Below are 18,403 nucleotides of genomic sequence, written 5' to 3'. Positions count from 1 at the left end.
TCCGCAGAACCGAGAGGACCGCTCCGCCATGTCCGACGCCGCCCGTACGCTCCGTCGACCCGTAAGCGCCGCCCAGTTGGGCGTGTGGGTCGCCCAGCAGCTGGACCCGGACAGTCCCCTCTACAACTGCGGCGCCTATCTGGAGATCGACGGCCCGGTCGACACCGGCGTCCTCGGCGAGGCGGTACAGCGGGCCGTGGAGGAGACCGAGGCACTGCGGTCGTACTTCACCGAGGACACCGGTCCCGCTGAGCGCACCGATCCCGCCGAGGACACCCGGCTGTGTCAGCTCGTCGTGCCCGCCGAGCCGTCGTCTCTGCGCGTGCGCGACCTGCGCGACGCGGCGGACCCGGAGGCCACGGCGCACCGGTGGATGAACGCGGAGATGCTCAAGCCCTTCGACCTCGGCCACGGCCCTCTGAGCGATCAGACCTTGCTGCTCCTGGCCGACGACCGGTCCTTCTACTTCCACCGCTACCACCACGCCGTCCTCGACGCGTTCGGACAGACCGTGTACGGCGCGCGGGTCGCGGCCCTCTACACCGCCCTGCTCACCGGCACCGAGCCGCCCGCGTCCGGCTTCGCCACCCTGGACCGGGTGGTCGCCGAGGAGACTGGCTATCCGGGTTCGCGCCGTCACACCCGGGACCGGGCCCACTGGCTCGACCTGTTCGAGGAGATGCCCGACCCGGTGGCGCTCGCGGGCCGCGCGGCCGGCAGCACCCACAGCAGTTTGCGGCGCATCCTGGTCCTGCCGACCGCCCTGGCCGATCGGCTCACCGCGCTGGGCGACCGGCTCCGGGTGCAGTGGCCGGCCGTCGCCATCGCGGCCACCGCCGTCCTCTACCACCGTATGACCGGCAGCACGGACCTCACCTTCTCGTTGCCCCTGGCAGGCCGCACCAGCCGGGTGTCCCTGGCCACGCCGAGCGCGATGGTGAACGTCCTGCCCATCCGGGTGGCAGCCACCCCGCGGAGCACGTTCACCGAGCTGGTCGCGTCGGTGTCGCGCTCGCTGGCCGATGTCATCAGGCACCAGCGGTTCCGGGGCGAGGAACTCGTCAGGGAGCTCGGGCTCTCGGGAGGCCGCCAGGCCCGCCTCGGCCCGACACTCAACGTGGTGGCCTACGTCGACGAGCTCCGCTTCGGCGACAGCCCCGCCACCCCCCACCCGCTGTCCTCCGGACCGGTCAACGATCTGAAGATCAACTTCTATGGCACCGCGGCCTCCGGCACGGGCATCCGCGTGGAGTTCGACGCCGACCCGGACCTCTATGACGAACGGGAGATCGCCGCCCACCAGGAACGGCTGGTGCGGGTGTTGGAGTGGGTCGCTGAGGATCCCGATCGCCGTATTGGTGATGTGGAGTTGTTGTCCGCGGTGGAGCGGGAGCGGGTGCTGGTCGGGTGGAATGGTGAGTCGCGGGGTGTGCGGGGTGTGTCGTTGCCGGTGCTCTTTAGGGAGCAGGTGGCGCGGACGCCGGATGCGGTGGCTGTTGTCGCCGGGGATCGTGGCTTGTCGTATCGGGAGTTGGATGCGTGGTCGAACCGGGTGGCGCGGTGGTTGGTGGGTCGGGGGGTGGGGGCCGAGTCGTTTGTGGGTGTGGTGTTGCCGCGGTCGGTGGAGTTGGTGGTGGCGTTGTTGGGTGTGGTGAAGGCGGGTGGTGCGTATGTGCCGGTGGATCCGGAGTATCCGGCGGAGCGCAAGGCCCACATCCTCACCGATGCGCGGCCGGTGCTGGTCATCGACGATCTGGCGGCCCTCGCGGCGGCTGACGAGTACACGGACACGCCGATTGCAGACGCCCCGAAGCTGTCGCATCCGGCGTATGTGATCTATACGTCGGGTTCGACGGGTCGGCCGAAGGGTGTGGTGGTTGAGCATCGTTCGGTGGGGGCGTATCTGGAGCGTGCGCGTGAGGTGTATCCGGATGCGTCGGGTACGGCGTTGCTGCACTCTTCGGTGGCGTTCGATCTCACGGTGACGGCGTTGTACACGCCGTTGGTGAGCGGTGGCCGGGTGGTGTTGGCGGATCTCGATGAGCGGGCGGTCGGTGTCGGTCGGCCGTCGTTCATGAAGGTCACCCCTTCCCATCTGGGGCTGTTGGAGGCGTTGCCCGAGGAGGTGTCGCCGTCGGGGACGTTGATCACCGGTGGTGAGGCGCTGGTGGGTGAGGCGCTCGCGTCGTGGCGGGCCGCGCATCCGGATGTGACGGTGGTCAATGCGTACGGTCCGACCGAGGCGACGGTCAACTGCGCGGACTTCCGCATCGAGCCTGGTCAGGAACTTACGAGCGGTGCTGTACCCATCGGGCGGCCGTTCTGGAACACCCGCGCCTATGTCCTGGACGCGCGGCTTCGGCCGGTGCCGCCGGGCGTAGCCGGTGAGCTCTACATCGCCGGTGTGGTTCTGGCGCGGGGCTATTGGCGTCGTGCGGATCTGACGGCGGAGCGGTTCACCGCTGATCCGTTTGGTCCGGCCGGTGCGCGGATGTATCGCACGGGGGATCTGGCGCGCTGGAACACCGATGGCCAGCTGGTGTACGTGGGCCGGGTCGATGACCAGGTCAAGGTGCGTGGGTTCCGGATCGAGCTGGGCGAGATCCAGGCCGTTCTCGCTTCTCACAGTGAGGTCGCCCAGGCTGCGGTGGTCGTGCGGGAGGACCGGGCCGGGGATCAGCGGCTGGTCGCCTATGTGGTGGCGGACTCCGACGTTTCCGATGCGGCCCTGCGGGAGCACACCGCCGGATTGCTGCCGGACTACATGGTGCCGTCGGCGTTCGTCACCCTCTCCGCGCTGCCGTTGACGCCGAACGGGAAGCTGGACCGGCGTGCCCTGCCCGCGCCCGACTACGGTCCTGAGGGTACGGAAGGCCGCGCCCCGCGTTCACCGCGCGAGGAGATCCTCTGTGGCCTGTTCGCCGAGGTGCTTGGCCTGGAGTCCGTCACCATCGATGACGACTTCTTCCATCTCGGTGGCCATTCCCTGCTGGCGACGAAGCTGGTCAGCCGGATCCGTAGCGTGATGGACGCGGAGCTGCCTATCCGGCAGCTCTTCGAGACGCCCACGGTCGCGGGGATTGCCACCACCCTGGCGACCGACGCCGTTCGCCGTGGTGTGACCGTGGCCGATCCGCGCCCGGACCGCATCCCTCTCTCCTATGCCCAGCAACGCCTGTGGTTCCTGAACCAGTTCGAGGGCCCCAGCGCCACCTACAACGTTCCGATCGCGCTCAGACTGACCGGCCATCTGGACCGGGAGGCGTTGCGCCTGGCGCTGGGCGATGTGGTCGCCCGCCACGAGAGCCTGCGCACCGTCTTCACCGAGGACACCGACGGTGCCTACCAGGTCGTCCGTGCGCTGGGCGAGGCCGAGCCGGAGTGGACGACGGTGGAGACGGACCGGGCGAACGTCGAACGGGAGCTGCGCGAGGCCGCACGCCGTGGCTTCGACCTGTCGGCGGATTCCGGAGAACTGCCGGTGAGGGCAACGCTGTTCGCCCTCGACGGCGGTGACGAACACATCCTCCTGCTGGTCCTGCACCACATCGTGAGCGACGCATGGTCCCGCGCCCCGCTGGCACGAGACCTGACGGCGGCGTACGCCAGCCGTGTCACCACGGGCCGTGCTCCCGTGCGTGAGCCGCTGCCGGTCCAGTACGCGGACTACAGCCTCTGGCAGCGGGACGTCCTCGGTGACGAGTCCGACCCCGACAGCGAGATCTCGCGTCAGCTCGGCTATTGGACCTCCGCGCTGGAGGGTCTGCCGGATCAGCTGGAGCTGCCGTACGACCGGCCGCGGCCGTCCGTCGCCTCCTACCGCGGCGACCGCATTCCGTTCGAGATCCCGGCCCCGCTCTACGACAAGGTGGTCGCGCTCGCGCGGGCCACGCAGTCGAGTCCGTTCATGGTGGTCCAAGCGGGGCTCGCGGCGCTGCTGACCCGGCTCGGCGCGGGTACGGACATCCCCATCGGCACGCCGATCGCCGGCCGCACCGACACCTCGCTCGACGACCTGGTCGGCGTCTTCATCAACACGCTGGTGCTGCGCGCCGACACGTCGGGACGTCCCACGGCCCGCGCGCTGATCGAGCGCGTCCGTACGCGGAACCTGGCCGCCTACGCCCATCAGGACCTGCCGTTCGAGCGGCTGGTCGAGGTGCTCAACCCGGAGCGCTCGCTCGCCCGTCACCCGCTCTTCCAGGTGCTCCTGGCCTTCAACAACACCGACACAGCGGCCACCGACCAAGCCGTGGCCGGTATCCCCGACCTCACCGTGTCGCCGGTGGCGGCTGACACCGGGGTGGGCAAGTTCGACCTGTCCTTCGCCTTCACCGAGCAACCGCATGAAACCGGCGGGCTGCGAGGAGTGCTGGAGTTCAGCACCGACCTGTTCGACCGGGACACGGTCGAAACGCTCGGCAGGCGGTACCTGCGTGTGTTGCGGGGCATGGTCGATGCGCCCGACGCCCCGCTCGACCGTATCGACCTGTTGGACGAGGTTGAGGCGCGGTCGTTGCTGTCGGTTTGGAATGACACGGTGTGTGAGGTGCCGGGTCGTTCGGTGGTGGAGTTGTTCGAGGAGCGGGTGGTTGGGTCGCCGGATGCGGTGGCGGTGGTGGCGGGTGGTGTGTCGCTGTCGTATCGCGAGTTGGATGTCCGGGCTGGGCGTTTGGCGCGGTTGTTGGCTGAGCGTGGGGTGAAGCCGGAGCGATTTGTGGCGGTGGCGTTGCCGAGGTCGGTGGATCTGGTGGTGGCATTGCTGGCGGTGTGGAAGGCGGGGGCGGCATATCTTCCGCTGGACACCGAGTACCCGGCCGACCGGCTCGCCTACATGCTCCAGGACGCAGCCCCCACACTCGTCCTCACCACAGGCGATCTGGCGGCCGTGCTGCCGGATGTGGACGTTCCCCGCGTGCTGCTGGATGCGCCGGAGGTTGTGGAGGAGCTTGCCCAGGGGCGGGCGGAGGAGCGGCTCACCCGGCCTGGCGCGTCTCATGCGGCGTATGTGATTTATACGTCGGGTTCGACGGGGCGGCCGAAGGGTGTGGTGGTGCCGCAGGGGCCGTTGGTGAATTTCCTGGTGTCGATGGCTGGGCGTTTCCGGCTCACGGGCGAGGACCGTTTGCTGGCGGTGACTACGGTCGGGTTCGACATCGCGGGGCTGGAGTTGTTCGTGCCGCTGCTCAGCGGTGCGGCTGTGGTGGTGGCCGAGCGGGATGTGGTGCGCGACCCCGCGGCCTTGTGCGCTCTCCTGCTGGCTCAGCGGGTGTCGGTGATGCAGGCGACGCCGAGTTTGTGGCGGGCGGTGCTGGCTGAGGACCCGGCGGTGCTGGGTGGTGTGCGGGTGTTGGTGGGTGGTGAGGCGTTGCCCGCTGATCTGGCGGTGGCGCTGGCGGGTCGGGCTGAGTCGGTGACGAATTTGTATGGTCCGACGGAGACCACGATCTGGTCGACGGCGTGGCCGGTGACTCCCGAGAGCGCGAGCAGCCCGCGTATTGGGCGGCCGATCGCCAATACCCGGGTGTATGTGCTGGACGCGGGGCTGCGACTGGTGCCGGTCGGGGTGCCGGGTGAGTTGTATATCGCGGGTGAGGGTGTGGTCCGTGGCTATCACGGGCGGTCGGGGCTGACCTCCGAGCGGTTCGTGGCCGATCCGTTTGACCGCGTCGGCGGTGGGCGGATGTATCGCACGGGTGATGTGGTGCGGTGGACCGCGGATGGTGAGCTGGAGTATCTGTCGCGGGTTGATGATCAGGTCAAGCTGCGTGGTTTCCGGATTGAGCTGGGTGAGATCGAGGCGGTGCTGGCCGGGCATGACCGGGTCGGGCAGGCCGCTGTCCTGGTCCGTGAGGACCGGCCCGGTGACAAGCGCCTCGTGGCCTACCTCGTCCCGGCGACGGCCGACACCGGCCTGGTCAGCGCTGAGGTGCGTGAACATGTGGCGGCCCAGTTGCCCGGCTACATGGTGCCGTCCGCGTTCGTCACGCTGGACGCCTTCCCGTTGACGGCCAACGGGAAGCTGAACCGCCGTGTGCTGCCCGCGCCCGACTACGGTCCTGAGGGCGCGGAAGGCCGTGCGCCGCGTTCGCCGCGCGAGGAGATCCTGTGCGGCCTGTTCGCCGAAGTTCTCGGCGTGGAGTCGGTCACCATCGACGACGACTTCTTCCATCTCGGTGGCCATTCCCTGCTGGCGACCAAGCTGGTCAGCCGGATCCGTACCGTCCTGGACGCCGAACTGGCCGTACGCCGGGTCTTCGAGGCGCCCACCGTGGCCGAACTCGCCACGGCGCTCGACGAGTCCGCCGCGGTGCGGGGCCGAGTGGTGCGTACGACGCGACCCGCCAGGGTGCCGCTGTCCCATGCACAGCAACGCCTTTGGTTCCTCCAGCACCTGGAGGGGCCGAGCGACGCCTACAACATGGTCATCTCCCTCGACCTGACGGGCCCGCTGGACGAGGACGCGCTGCGTCAGGCCCTGGCCGACGTGGTCGCCCGCCACGAGAGCCTGCGCACGGTCTTCGCGGACGACGCGGCCGGCGGTGCCTATCAGGTGGTTCTCGCGCCGGAGCAGGCGCGGGTGCCGCTGTCCGTGGAGCGGGTGGCCGACGAGGCGTCCGTCGACCGGCTGATGCGCGGCGCCGCCGCGTACGCCTTCGACCTGACCAGCGAGATTCCGATTCGTGCCGCGCTGTTCCGCCTGCCCGCCGCGCTGCCCGGTGACGCATCCGCGAACGCATCCGCTGACCCATCCTCCGACCCATCCGCCGACCTCTCCGGTGTCCCGTCCGATGCACTGCCCGCTGCCCCGCCCGATGACCTGCCCCGCGCCCTGCCCCCCGACCGGCCCCGCGCCGGACGGGCCGACCGCTCCGCGCTGCTCCTGCTCACCCACCACATCGCCGGTGACGCCTGGTCGCGCGGTGTCCTGGTCCGTGACCTGACGGCGGCGTACGCGGCCCGTGTGACGACCGGCCGCGCCCCCGCCTGGGAGCCGTTGCCGGTGCAGTACGCGGACTACAGCCTCTGGCAGCGCGACCTCCTCGGCGACGAGTCCGACGCGGGCAGCGAGATCGCCCGCCAGCTCGACTACTGGACCCGGGCGCTGGAAGGGCTCCCGGAGGAGCTGGCCCTGCCCTTCGACCGGCCACGGCCGGCCGCCGCCTCCTACCGGGGCGACCGGGTCGGGTTCGAGCTGCCGCCGGGCCTGTACGAGCGGCTGGTGCGGGTCGCCGGTGAGCATCGCGCGAGTCTGTACATGGTCCTCCAGGCGGCCCTGGCGACCCTGTTGACCAGGCTCGGGGCGGGCAGCGACATCCCCATCGGCACGCCGGTCGCGGGCCGTACCGACGACGCGCTGGACGACCTCGTCGGGTTCTTCGTCAACACCCTGGTGCTGCGCACCGACACCTCCGGCAACCCCACCTTCACCGAACTGGTCGAACGCGTCCGGGCGCGGGACCTGGAGGCGTACGCGCACCAGGACCTGCCCTTCGAGCGGCTGGTCGAGGTGGTCAACCCGGAGCGTTCGCTGGCCCGGCACCCGCTCTTCCAGACCGTTCTCAACCTGAACAACGCCGCTCGGCCCCTCACCGCCCGGACGGGGCTCACCGTCACCGGACGACCGCTCGGGGCGCCCTCGGCGAAGTTCGACCTCTCCTTCGAGATCGCCGAGGCGGCCGGGGACACCGGGGCCGGGCTGGGCTGTGCGCTGGACTTCAGCACGGACCTGTTCGACCGGGCCACCGCGCAGAGCATCGCCGACCGCTTCGTCCGCGTGCTGGATCAGGTGGCGGCCGACCCGGCCGTCCGGATACAGGACCTCCGGATCCTCGACCCGGCCGAGCGGCGCGAGCTGACCGTGCCGCCACGGCACACCTCCACCTCCGGCGACACGACCCCCGGCGACACGATCGTGTCCAGGTTCGAGCGGCAGGTGGCCGCCACTCCCGACGCGATCGCGGTGACATACGAGACCACGTCCCTCACCTATGCCGAGGTGAACGCGCGGGCGAACCGGCTGGCCCATCTGCTGCGCGAGCGGGGAGCGGGCCCCCGGCGGTATGTGGGCTTAAGCATGCCCCGCACCGAGGAGCTGGTCGTCGCGGTCCTCGGCGTACTGAAGTCGGGTGCGGCATACGTGCCCATCGACCCGGCCTACCCGGCCGACCGCATCGCCTACGTCATCGACGACGCGCGGCCGATCCTCACGGTCACGCCCGATGTGCTCGCCGGGTCGGAGCGGTATCCCGTAGCCGACCCGGAAGTGGCACTCTCGCCCCTGGACACCGCGTATGTCATCTACACCTCGGGATCCACGGGGCGGCCCAAGGGCGTCGAGGTGCCGCACGGCAACGCGATACGCCTGATGGACTCGACCGGTCACTGGTTCGGCTTCGGCCCCGACGACGTGTGGACGCTGTTCCACTCCTACGCCTTCGACTTCTCCGTCTGGGAACTGTGGGGACCGCTGCTGCACGGCGGACGCCTGGTCGTCGTCTCGCACGAGACCAGCCGGACCCCGGACCGGTTCCTGAAGCTGCTGGCGGACGAGCGGGTCACCGTGCTGAACCAGACCCCGTCGGCCTTCTACCAGCTCATGGCGGCCGACCGGGACAACCCCGAGGCCGCCGCGCGGCTTCGCCTGCGCCATGTCGTCTTCGGCGGCGAGGCGCTGGAGCTGGGCCGGCTGGCCGACTGGTACTCCCGGCACCCCGACGACGCCCCGTCCTTGGTGAACATGTACGGCATCACGGAGACCACCGTGCATGTCACCCATGTCGCGCTCGACGAGGCCGTCGTCGCAGCCTCGTCCGGTTCGGTGATCGGCGAACCGATCCCCGATCTCGCCGTGTATGTGCTGGACGAGCGGCTGCGGCCGGTCCCCAGGGGTGTCGTCGGGGAGCTGTATGTCGTCGGAGCCGGTCTGGCCCGTGGCTATCTCGGCCGGCCAGGGCTCACTGCCGGGCGTTTCGTGGCCAACCCGTTCGGCGAGGGCCGTATGTACCGCACCGGGGACACCGGACGCCGACTGGCCGACGGGCGGCTGGAGTACCACGGCCGCGTGGACGACCAGGTCAAGCTGCGCGGCTTCCGTATCGAACTCGGCGAGATCGAGGCGGCGCTGGAGACACACGCCTCGGTGGCCCAGGCCGCGGTCATCCTGCGCGAGGACCGGCCAGGCGACAAACGCCTCGTGGCCTATGCCGTGCCTGCCGCCGGAGCCCGGTCCACCCCCGAGCCCGAAGCGCTGCGCGCCCATCTCGCCACCGCCCTGCCCGAGCACATGGTGCCGTCGGCCGTGGTCGCGCTGGACGCGCTCCCGCTCACCCTGAACGGGAAGCTGGACCGGCGCGCCCTGCCCGCGCCCGTGTACGGCGGGAAGCCGGAGGCGGACCGGCGGGGGCCGCGCACCGAGCGGGAGAAGACGCTGTGCGGGCTGTTCGCCGAGGTGCTGGGGCTGGACGGGGTCGGTATCGACGACGGCTTCTTCGACCTCGGCGGCGACAGCATCATGTCCATCCAGCTCGTCAGCCGCGCCCGGCGGGCCGGACTCGAACTCGCGGTGCGCGACGTCTTCGAGCACCGCACGGTCGCCGCGCTCGCCGACATCGCCACGGAGACCGTCCGCGTGGCCGCGGAGGAGCCGGGGGCGGACATCGGTGATGTACCGCTGACGCCGATCGTGCGCTGGTTCCTCGAACGGGGCGGTCCGGCCGACCAGTTCAACCAGTCGCGGCTCATCCAGGTGCCCGCGGCGCTCCGCCAGGAGCATCTGCGGTCCGCGGTGCAGGCGGTGCTCGACCACCACGGCGCCCTGCGGGCCCGGCTCACCGCCGATCCCGAACGAAGGCTGGAGATCCGGCGGCCGGGCGATGTGGACGCCGCGTCCCTGGTCCGCCGCGTGGCCGCCGCCGGGCTCGAGGAGCCGGCACAGCGGGATCTCGTACGGCGGGAGACCGAGGCCGCGCGGGAGCGCCTCGACCTGGACGCGGGGCGGCTCGTCCAGGTGGTCTGGTTCGACCGCGGCGCCGACACACCGGGCCTGCTGCTCCTCCTCGTCCACCACCTGGTGGTCGACGGGGTGTCCTGGCGCATCCTCGTACCCGACCTGGCCGAGGCGTACCGGGCCGTGAGCGCCGGGCGGGAGACGGAACTCCAGCCCGTGGGCACTTCGCTGCGGCGCTGGGCGCGGCGCCTGACGGAGGCGGCGGCGAGGCCCGCGCGGGCGGCGGAGGCCGCCTGGTGGCAGCAGGTGCTGCGGCCGGGGGACCCGCTCCTGGGCCGACGGGCACTGGACCCGGCCCGGGACACCTACGGGAGCGCGGCGCATCTGACGGTCACGCTGCCGGTCGCGGTCACCGAGAAGCTGCTCACCCGTGTGCCGTCGGTGTTCACCGCGGAGGTCAACGACGTGCTGCTGACGGCGTTCGCCCTGGCCTGGGCCCGCTGGCGCGGCCGGGGTGCCGGCGGCGCGGGCGGCCGGTCGGCCGGGGTGCTCCTCGACCTGGAGGGCCATGGGCGCGAGGAGGACCTCGTGGGCGCCGTGGACCTGTCCCGCACCGTGGGCTGGTTCACCAGCCTCTATCCCGTACGGATCGACCCGGGCGCCGCGGACCTCACCGACGCGTTCGCGGGGGGCCCGGCCGCGGGGGAGGCCGTCAAGCGGATCAAGGAGCAGCTGCGGGCCGTGCCCGACAAGGGCATCGGCTACGGCCTGGTCCGGCATCTCAACGCGGGCACCGCACCGGGGTTCACCGATCTGCCCGAGCCGCAGGTGGCCTTCAACTACCTGGGACGCTTCACGGTCGCGGACGCCGAGGAGGCGGGCAGCGCCACGGTCCCGGACTGGACCGTGCTGGCCAGCGCCGCGGGCATCGGCGGCACCGACCCCCGGGTGCCGCTCGCCCACCCCCTGGAGCTGAACGCCCGCACCGACGACGGACCGCGCGGACCCGAACTGGCCGCCACCTGGACCTGGGCGGAGGACATCCTCGACCGCGCCGAGGTCGCCACGCTGGCGGACCTGTGGTTCCAGGCCCTCACGGCCCTCACCGAGCACGCGGAGCGCCCCGACGCGGGCGGGCTCACCGTCTCGGACGTTTCCCTGAGCCTGCTGAGCCAGGACGAGATCGAGTTGCTGGAAGACGACTGGAGGACCATGTGATGGCGACGCAGTCCGGTTTGCAGGACATCCTGCCGCTGGCCCCGCTTCAGGAGGGCTTGCTCTTCCACAGCGTCTACGACGAGGCGGCGCCGGACGTCTATGTCGTGCAGGACACCATGGACCTGGAGGGCGACCTCGACCCGGAGGCGCTGCGCGCCGCGTGCCGCGCCCTGCTGCGGCGCCACGCCAATCTGCGCGCGGGTTTCCGCTACGCGGGCCTGCGGCGGCCCGTCCAGTTCATTCCGCATGAGGTGACCCTCCCCTGGGAGGAATTCGACCTCGCCGATCTGTCCGAGGACGAGCGCACCGCGGCGGCGGACCGGGTGCTGGAGGCGGACCGGCGGCGCCGTTTCGACCTCGGCAAGCCGCCGCTGATGCGGTTCACCCTGCTGCGGCTCGGCGAGGGCCGGCACCGCTTCGTCCTGACCAACCACCACATCCTGCTGGACGGGTGGTCGCGCCCGATGCTGCTGCGCGAACTCCTCGCGCTGTACGCGTCCCGGGGCGACGACGGCGGGCTGCCACGGGTCCGGCCCTTCCGGGACTATCTGCGCTGGCTCGCCGACCAGGACCGGGACGCCGCGGTGGCCGCGTGGCGCGAGGCGGTGGCCGGACTCGACGGCCCCACCCTGGTCGCGCCCCGGGCCGGCGACCGGCCCGCGGTCGTGCCGGGCCGTCTGGACGCCGAGCTCGAACCCGCCGTCCACGAAGGGCTCGCGGCCCTCGCCCGGGAGCGCGCGCTGACCCTCAACTCGCTGGTGCAGGGCGCCTGGGCGGTGGTGCTCGGCGGGCTGACCGGCCGTGACGACGTGGTGTTCGGCGCCACCGTCTCCGGGCGGCCGCCCGAACTCGCCGGGGTCGAGACGATGGTGGGCCTGTTCATCAACACCCTGCCCGTGCGGGTGCGGCTGCGCCCCGGCGAGCCGCTGGTGGACCTGGTGCGCCGGGTCCAGGACGAGCAGACCCGGCTCCAGGCCCACCAGCAGATCGACCTCGCCGAGGTGCGGCGGCTGGCCGGAGCCGGTGAACTCTTCGACACCACCATGGTGTTCGAGAACTACCCCGTGGACCTCACGGCCGGGAACGACAAGCCCGGCGGGGCGAACGGCCTGACCGTCGTCGGCGCCCGCAACCGCGATGCCGCCCACTATCCGCTGGCGCTCGTCGCGGTCGGCCGCGGCGGCCGGCTGCGGCTGCGCCTGGACCACCAGCCCGATCTGATCCCCGAGGCGTCGGCCCGCGCCGTCCTGGACCGCGTGGTGCGCGTCCTCACCGCGGTCGCCACCGACCCGCTCCGGTCCGTCGGCCGGCTCGAACTGCTCTCCCGGGACGAACACCGGGCCGTGTCCGCGTTCGGCCACGGCGCGGACACCGACATCCCGGACCACAGCCTGCCGGAGGCGTTCCGCGCCCAGGCCGCCCGCACCCCGCACGCCACAGCCGTCCGCACCGGCGCCGACGCGCTCGACTACGCCGCGCTCGACGCCCGCTCCGAAGCGCTGGCGCGCCGTCTGACCCGGCTCGGAGTGGTTTCGGAAACCCCGGTGGCGCTGCTCATGGAGCGCTCGGCCGACGTCGTCGTGTCCGCGCTGGGAGTCCTCAAGGCGGGCGGCGCGTATGTGCCGCTGCGCCAGCGCGACCCGGCCGACCGGCTGCGTCTGCTCACCGGCCTCGCCGGTGTCTCCCTGGTGCTGACCGACCGGGCCAACGCCGGCCGCGCCAAGGACCTGGGACTCCCGTCGGTCGTCGTGGACGACGGCGCCATGGAGGCCGATCCCGCGCCGGGGGAGCCGCTGCCGCGCGTCCACGCCGACCAGATCGCCTACATCTGCCACACCTCCGGCTCCACCGGAACCCCCAAGGGCGTCGCCGCCACCCACCGCCATGTGCTCGAACTCGCCCATGACCGCTCGTTCACGGGCGGCGCCCACACCCGGATCCTGGTCCACTCGCCGCACGCCTTCGACGCCTCCACCTACGAGATGTGGGTGCCGCTGCTGACCGGCGGCACCGCCGTCGTCGCCCCGCCCGGCGACCTCGACGCCGACCTGCTCGGCAAGCTGCTCGTCGAGCACGAGATCACCGGGTTGTTCCTGACCACCGGCCTCTTCCAGCTCGTCGCCGACGAGGCGCCCGAACACTTCGCGGGCCTCCAGGAGGTGTGGACCGGGGGAGAGGCGGTCCCCGCCGCGTCCGTCCGCCGTGTGATGCGCGCCTGCCCCGACACGACCGTCGTCGATGTCTACGGGCCCACCGAGACGACCACGTTCGCGGTGCGGCACCGGCTTCCCCGGGGGCGGGAGGTCCCCGACTCCGTCCCCATCGGCGGCCCCCTGGACAACACCCGGCTGATGGTCCTGGACACCGGGCTGCGCCCGGTGCCGCCCGGCACCGCGGGCGAGCTGCACATCGCGGGGGCGGGCCTGGCGCGCGGCTACTGGCGGCGCCCCGGGATCACCGCCGAACGCTTCGTCGCCGACCCGTACGGCCCGCCCGGGGCCCGTATGTACCGCACCGGTGACCTGGTGCGCTGGAGCCCCGAGGGCGTCCTCGAATACCTCGGGCGCGCGGACGAACAGGTGAAGCTGCGCGGCTTCCGCATCGAACTCGGTGAGATCGAGGCGCGGCTGGGCAGCCACCCCGGCGTCGCCCAGACCGTCGTCACCGTGCAGGAGCCGCGCCCCGGCGACAAGCGCCTCGTGGCCCACCTCGTCGCCGAGCGCGGCACCACCCCCTCCCCGGAGGAGCTGCGGGCGCACCTCGCCGCCGAACTCCCCGACTACATGGTGCCCACCGCGTTCGTCGTCCTCGACGCGCTGCCGCTGACCGCCAACGGCAAGGTGGACCGCAGGGCCCTGCCCGTGCCCGACACCGGTCCGGCCGCCGGCACCGCGGCGCGCCGCGCCCCGCGCGGCCCCCAGGAGGAGATCCTGTGCGGGCTCTTCGCGGAGGTCCTCGGTCTGCCGTCGGTCGGCATCGACGACGACTTCTTCGACGCCGGCGGACACTCGCTGCTCGCCACCCGCCTCGCCGGGCGCATCCGTTCGGTGTTCGGTGCCGAGCTGGCGGTGCGCCGGCTGTTCGACACCCCGACCGTGGCCGGGCTCGCCCGCGCCCTCGACACCGCCGGATCGGCCCGGCCGGCACTGCTGCCCGCCGAGCCGCGCCCCGACCGCGTCCCGGCCTCCTTCGCCCAGCGCCGGCTGTGGTTCCTGCACCGCTTCGAGGGCCCCTCCCCGACGTACAACATCCCCTTCGCGCTGAGGCTCACCGGCGATCTGGACCGCACGGCGCTGCGGGACGCCCTCATGGACGTCGCGGAGCGCCACGAGTCGCTGCGCACGGTCTTCGCCGAGGACGCCGAAGGCCCGTACCAGGTCGTGCTGGACGGCCCGGAAGCCAGGCCCGCGCTGACCGTCGTCCCCGATGTGCCGCCGGACCGCCTGGAGCGGGAGATCGCCGCCGCCGTGGGGTACGCCTTCGAGCTGGCCGAGGAACTCCCCCTGCGCGTCTGGCTGCTGGAGACCGGCGAGCGGGAACACGTGCTGCTGCTCCTGGTCCACCACATCGCGGGCGACGGCTGGTCGGTGCCGCTGCTCGCCCGCGACATCGTCTCCGCCTACGCCGCACGCCGCGACGGCACCGCTCCCGCCTGGCGGCCGCTGCCCGTGAGCTACGCCGACTACAGCCTGTGGCAGCACGAGGTGCTCGGCTCCGAGGACGACGGGGACAGCCTGATCTCGCGTCAGCTCGCCTACTGGAAGCGGACCCTGGCCGGACTGCCGGACGAACTCGAACTGCCCGCCGACCGGCCGCGCCCCGCCACCTCCGCCCATCGCGGCGAACGCATCCCCTACCAGGTGCCGGGACCGCTGTACGAGCGGATCCGCTCCCTGGCGCGCGCCACCAAGGCCAGCCCCTTCATGGTGGTCCAGGCCGCGGTCGCCGCGCTGCTCACCCGGCTCGGGGCGGGCACCGACATCCCGCTGGGCACTCCGGTGGCCGGCCGCACCGACGACGCCCTGGACGATCTCGTCGGCTTCTTCGTCAACACGCTGGTGCTGCGCACCGACACCTCCGGCAACCCCACCTTCCGCGAGCTGATCGCCCGCGTCCGGGACACGGACCTGGCGGCGTACGCCCATCAGGACCTGCCGTTCGAGCGGCTGGTGGAGGCGCTCAACCCCAAGCGCTCACAGTCCCGGCACCCGGTGTTCCAGACCATGCTCACCTTCAACAACACCGAGCGGCGGCAGGCGGCGGACGCGGCGGCCCCCGAGGACGGCGTGGGAGTGCCGGGCCTGGCCGTCGAGCAACTGGACTCGGACACCGGTACGGCCAAATTCGATCTGCTGCTGTCCTTCGCCGAGCGGCACGCCCCCGACGGGGGTGTGGACGGGCTGAACGCGGGTCTCGAATTCAGCACCGATCTCTTCGAACGCGACACGGCGGAGCGGATCGTGGCGCGGCTCCTGCGGCTGCTGGCGGCCGTGACCGCGAACCCGCAGGCGAGACTGGGCGAGGTGGCGCTCCTCGACGAGGGCGAACGGGCCACGGTGCTGAGCGGTGGACACGGCCCGGGCCGCCCCGCGCCGGACGTCTCGCTGCCCGAGCGGTTCGAAGCGGCCGTCGCCCGCGGCCCGCACGGCGTGGCCGTGGAAACCGCGGCCGGAGCGGTCGGCTACACCGAGCTGAACGCGCGCGCCAACCGGCTCGCACGGCTGCTCATCGACCGCGGGGTGGGCCCCGAGGACCTCGTCGCGGTCGCCATGCCCCGGTCGGCCGACCTGGTCACCGCCCTCACGGCGGTTCTCAAGGCCGGTGCCGGATATCTGCCCGTCGACCCCGAGTATCCGGCCGGCCGCATCGCGTTCATGCTCGAAGACGCCCGCCCCGCCCTCGTGCTGACCACCCGCGAACTGGCCGGGGCACTTCCGGAAGGGCTCGCCGGCCGTACGTTCGCGATCGACGACCCGCGGGCCGCCGAAGCGCTCGCCGCGTACCCCGCGACCGATGTCACCGACGACGAGCGCACCCGGCCGCTCGACCCCGCACACCCGGCGTACGTCATCTACACCTCGGGTTCGACCGGGCGCCCCAAGGGCGTGGTGATGCCCGCGGGCGCGCTCGCCAACCTCCTGGACTGGCACCGGGCGCAGCTGCCGGGCGGACCGGGCACCCGGGTGGCCCAGTTCACCGCGGTCAGCTTCGACGTCTCCGTTCAGGAGATCCTCTCCGCTCTGCTGCACGGCAAGACCCTCGTGGTCTGCCCCGAGGACGTCCGCCGCGACCCGGCCCGCCTGGCGCGGTGGCTGCACGACACGGGCGTCCAGGAGCTGTACGCGCCCAACCTGGTCATCGACGCCGTATGCGAGGCCGCCACCGCCCAGGGGCTCGAACTGCCGCACCTCACCGACCTGGTACAGGCCGGGGAGGCGCTCACCCCGCACGGCGCCATCCGCACGTTCTGCGCCGACCGCCCCGGCCGGCGGCTGCACAACCACTACGGGCCCGCCGAGACCCATGTGGTGACGGCCTGCCCGCTCCCGGCGGACCCCGACACCTGGACGCCCGGCCCCGCCCCCATCGGGCGGCCCGTCGACAACACCGCCGTGCGGCTGCTCGACCCCTGGCTGAACCCGGTGCCGCCGGGCGTCCCCGGAGAGCTGTACATCACCGGAGCCGCCCTGGCCCGTGGCTATATCGCCCGCGCCGACCGCACCGCGGAGCGGTTCGTCGCCGATCCCTACGGCCCGCCGGGCGCCCGGATGTACCGCACCGGCGACCTGGCCCGTCTCACCCGCGCCGGACAGTTCACCTATCTGGGGCGCACCGACACCCAGGTCAAGGTCCGCGGGTTCCGCATCGAACCGGGTGAGATCGAGGCGGTCCTCACCGCGGCGCCGGAGGTGGCGCGGGCGGCCGTGGTCGTGCGGGAGGACCGGCCGGGGGACCGGCGCCTGGTCGGTTACGTGGTCGGGGCGCACGGCGAGGAGCCCGAGGCGCGCCGGTTGCGCGAACACGCCGCCCGGCACCTGCCCGACCATATGGTGCCCGCCGCGTTCGTCACCCTGGACGCACTGCCCCTGACGCCCAACGGCAAGCTGGACCGGGCCGCGCTGCCGGCGCCCGAGTACCGGAGCGGTGCCGCGCCCGGCGTGCCGAGGACGCCCGAGGAGCGTGCGCTGTGCGCCCTGTTCGCCGAGGTCCTGGGCGTGGAGCGGGTCGGAGCCGACGACGAGTTCTTCGACCTCGGCGGTCACTCCTTCCTCGCCGCCCGGCTGGTCGGCCGGATCCGTGACGAGATGGGCGGCGACCTGCCGGTACGCGCGGTCTTCGACGCGCCCTCACCGGCCGCGCTGGCCCGCCTGCTGACGGGCGAGGCGGCCGCGGAGGGCGACTCGACGGGCACACTGCTGCCCCTGCGCGCCCGCGGTACCGCCGCACCGCTGTTCTTCCTGCACCCGGGAGGCGGCTTCAGCTGGTGCTATTCGGGGCTGGTCCGCCATCTCGGCGCCGAGGTACCGGTCTACGGCGTCCAGGCCCGCGGCCTCGACGGCGCCGGACCGCTCCCGGCGTCCATGGACGAGATGGTCGAGGACTATGTCGCCCGGATCCGCTCCGTGCAGCCGCACGGCCCCTACCGGCTCGCCGGCTGGTCCTTCGGCGGGCTGACCGCGCAGGCCCTGGCCGTCCGGCTGCGAGCGGAGGGCGAGGAGGTCGGGATGCTCGCGGTGCTCGACTCCTACCCGCCGGGGGAGCACAGCGACCACTCGGAGCCGGTGGAGCACGAGGTGGTCGCGAACAATCTGCGGGCCATGGGGTTCACCTTCGACATGGCCGAGCTCATAGCAGACCAGGAGCGGGTTCTGCTGCGCTTCCGGGAGTTCCTGCAAGCGGGAAATCACCCCATGGCGCACCTCGACCACCTCGAGGCCCAGGACGTGCTGGCCCTCAAGGACGTCTACGTGAACAATGTCCGGATCATGCGGTCCTACGTGCCCCGGTTCTTCGATGGGGACATGCTTTTCGTGTCCGCGGAACGGAAACCCGCCGATCAGGAAACCCTGCTGGATGTCAACTTGTGGCAACCGCTGATAGGCGGGTCGATCGAGATCTGCCCCGTAGACTCGAACCACGGAGATCTGATGACCGACGCCCGTCACGCGGCCCGTATCGGACGTTTTCTCGCCGACCGGCTGTGAGCCCTGAATGTACGTCAAGTGACAAGAGAAG

At 72.0% G+C, this 18,403-nt stretch carries 2 protein-coding genes; both read left to right on the top strand.

Annotation, left to right across the window (positions count from 1 at the left end):
• Nucleotides 1–28: 28 nt before the first annotated feature.
• A complete protein-coding gene (locus tag AB0E24_RS16520) occupies nt 29–11,167 on the top strand; it encodes a non-ribosomal peptide synthetase (RefSeq protein ID WP_359377641.1) in 11,139 nt (3,712 codons plus the stop codon).
• Nucleotides 11,167–18,372 (top strand): non-ribosomal peptide synthetase, encoded by a 7,206-nt coding sequence (locus AB0E24_RS16515; protein WP_359377639.1) that lies wholly within the window; start codon nt 11,167–11,169, stop codon nt 18,370–18,372. Before AB0E24_RS16520 ends, AB0E24_RS16515 begins: the two co-directional genes overlap by 1 nt.
• Nucleotides 18,373–18,403 lie beyond the last annotated feature (31 nt).

The sequence above is a fragment of the Streptomyces malaysiensis subsp. malaysiensis genome, from assembly GCF_040653035.1.
In the GTDB taxonomy this organism is placed as follows: domain Bacteria; phylum Actinomycetota; class Actinomycetes; order Streptomycetales; family Streptomycetaceae; genus Streptomyces; species Streptomyces malaysiensis.
Note: the sequence above shows the minus strand (reverse complement) of the source record. Positions and strands in the feature narration are given on the sequence as shown.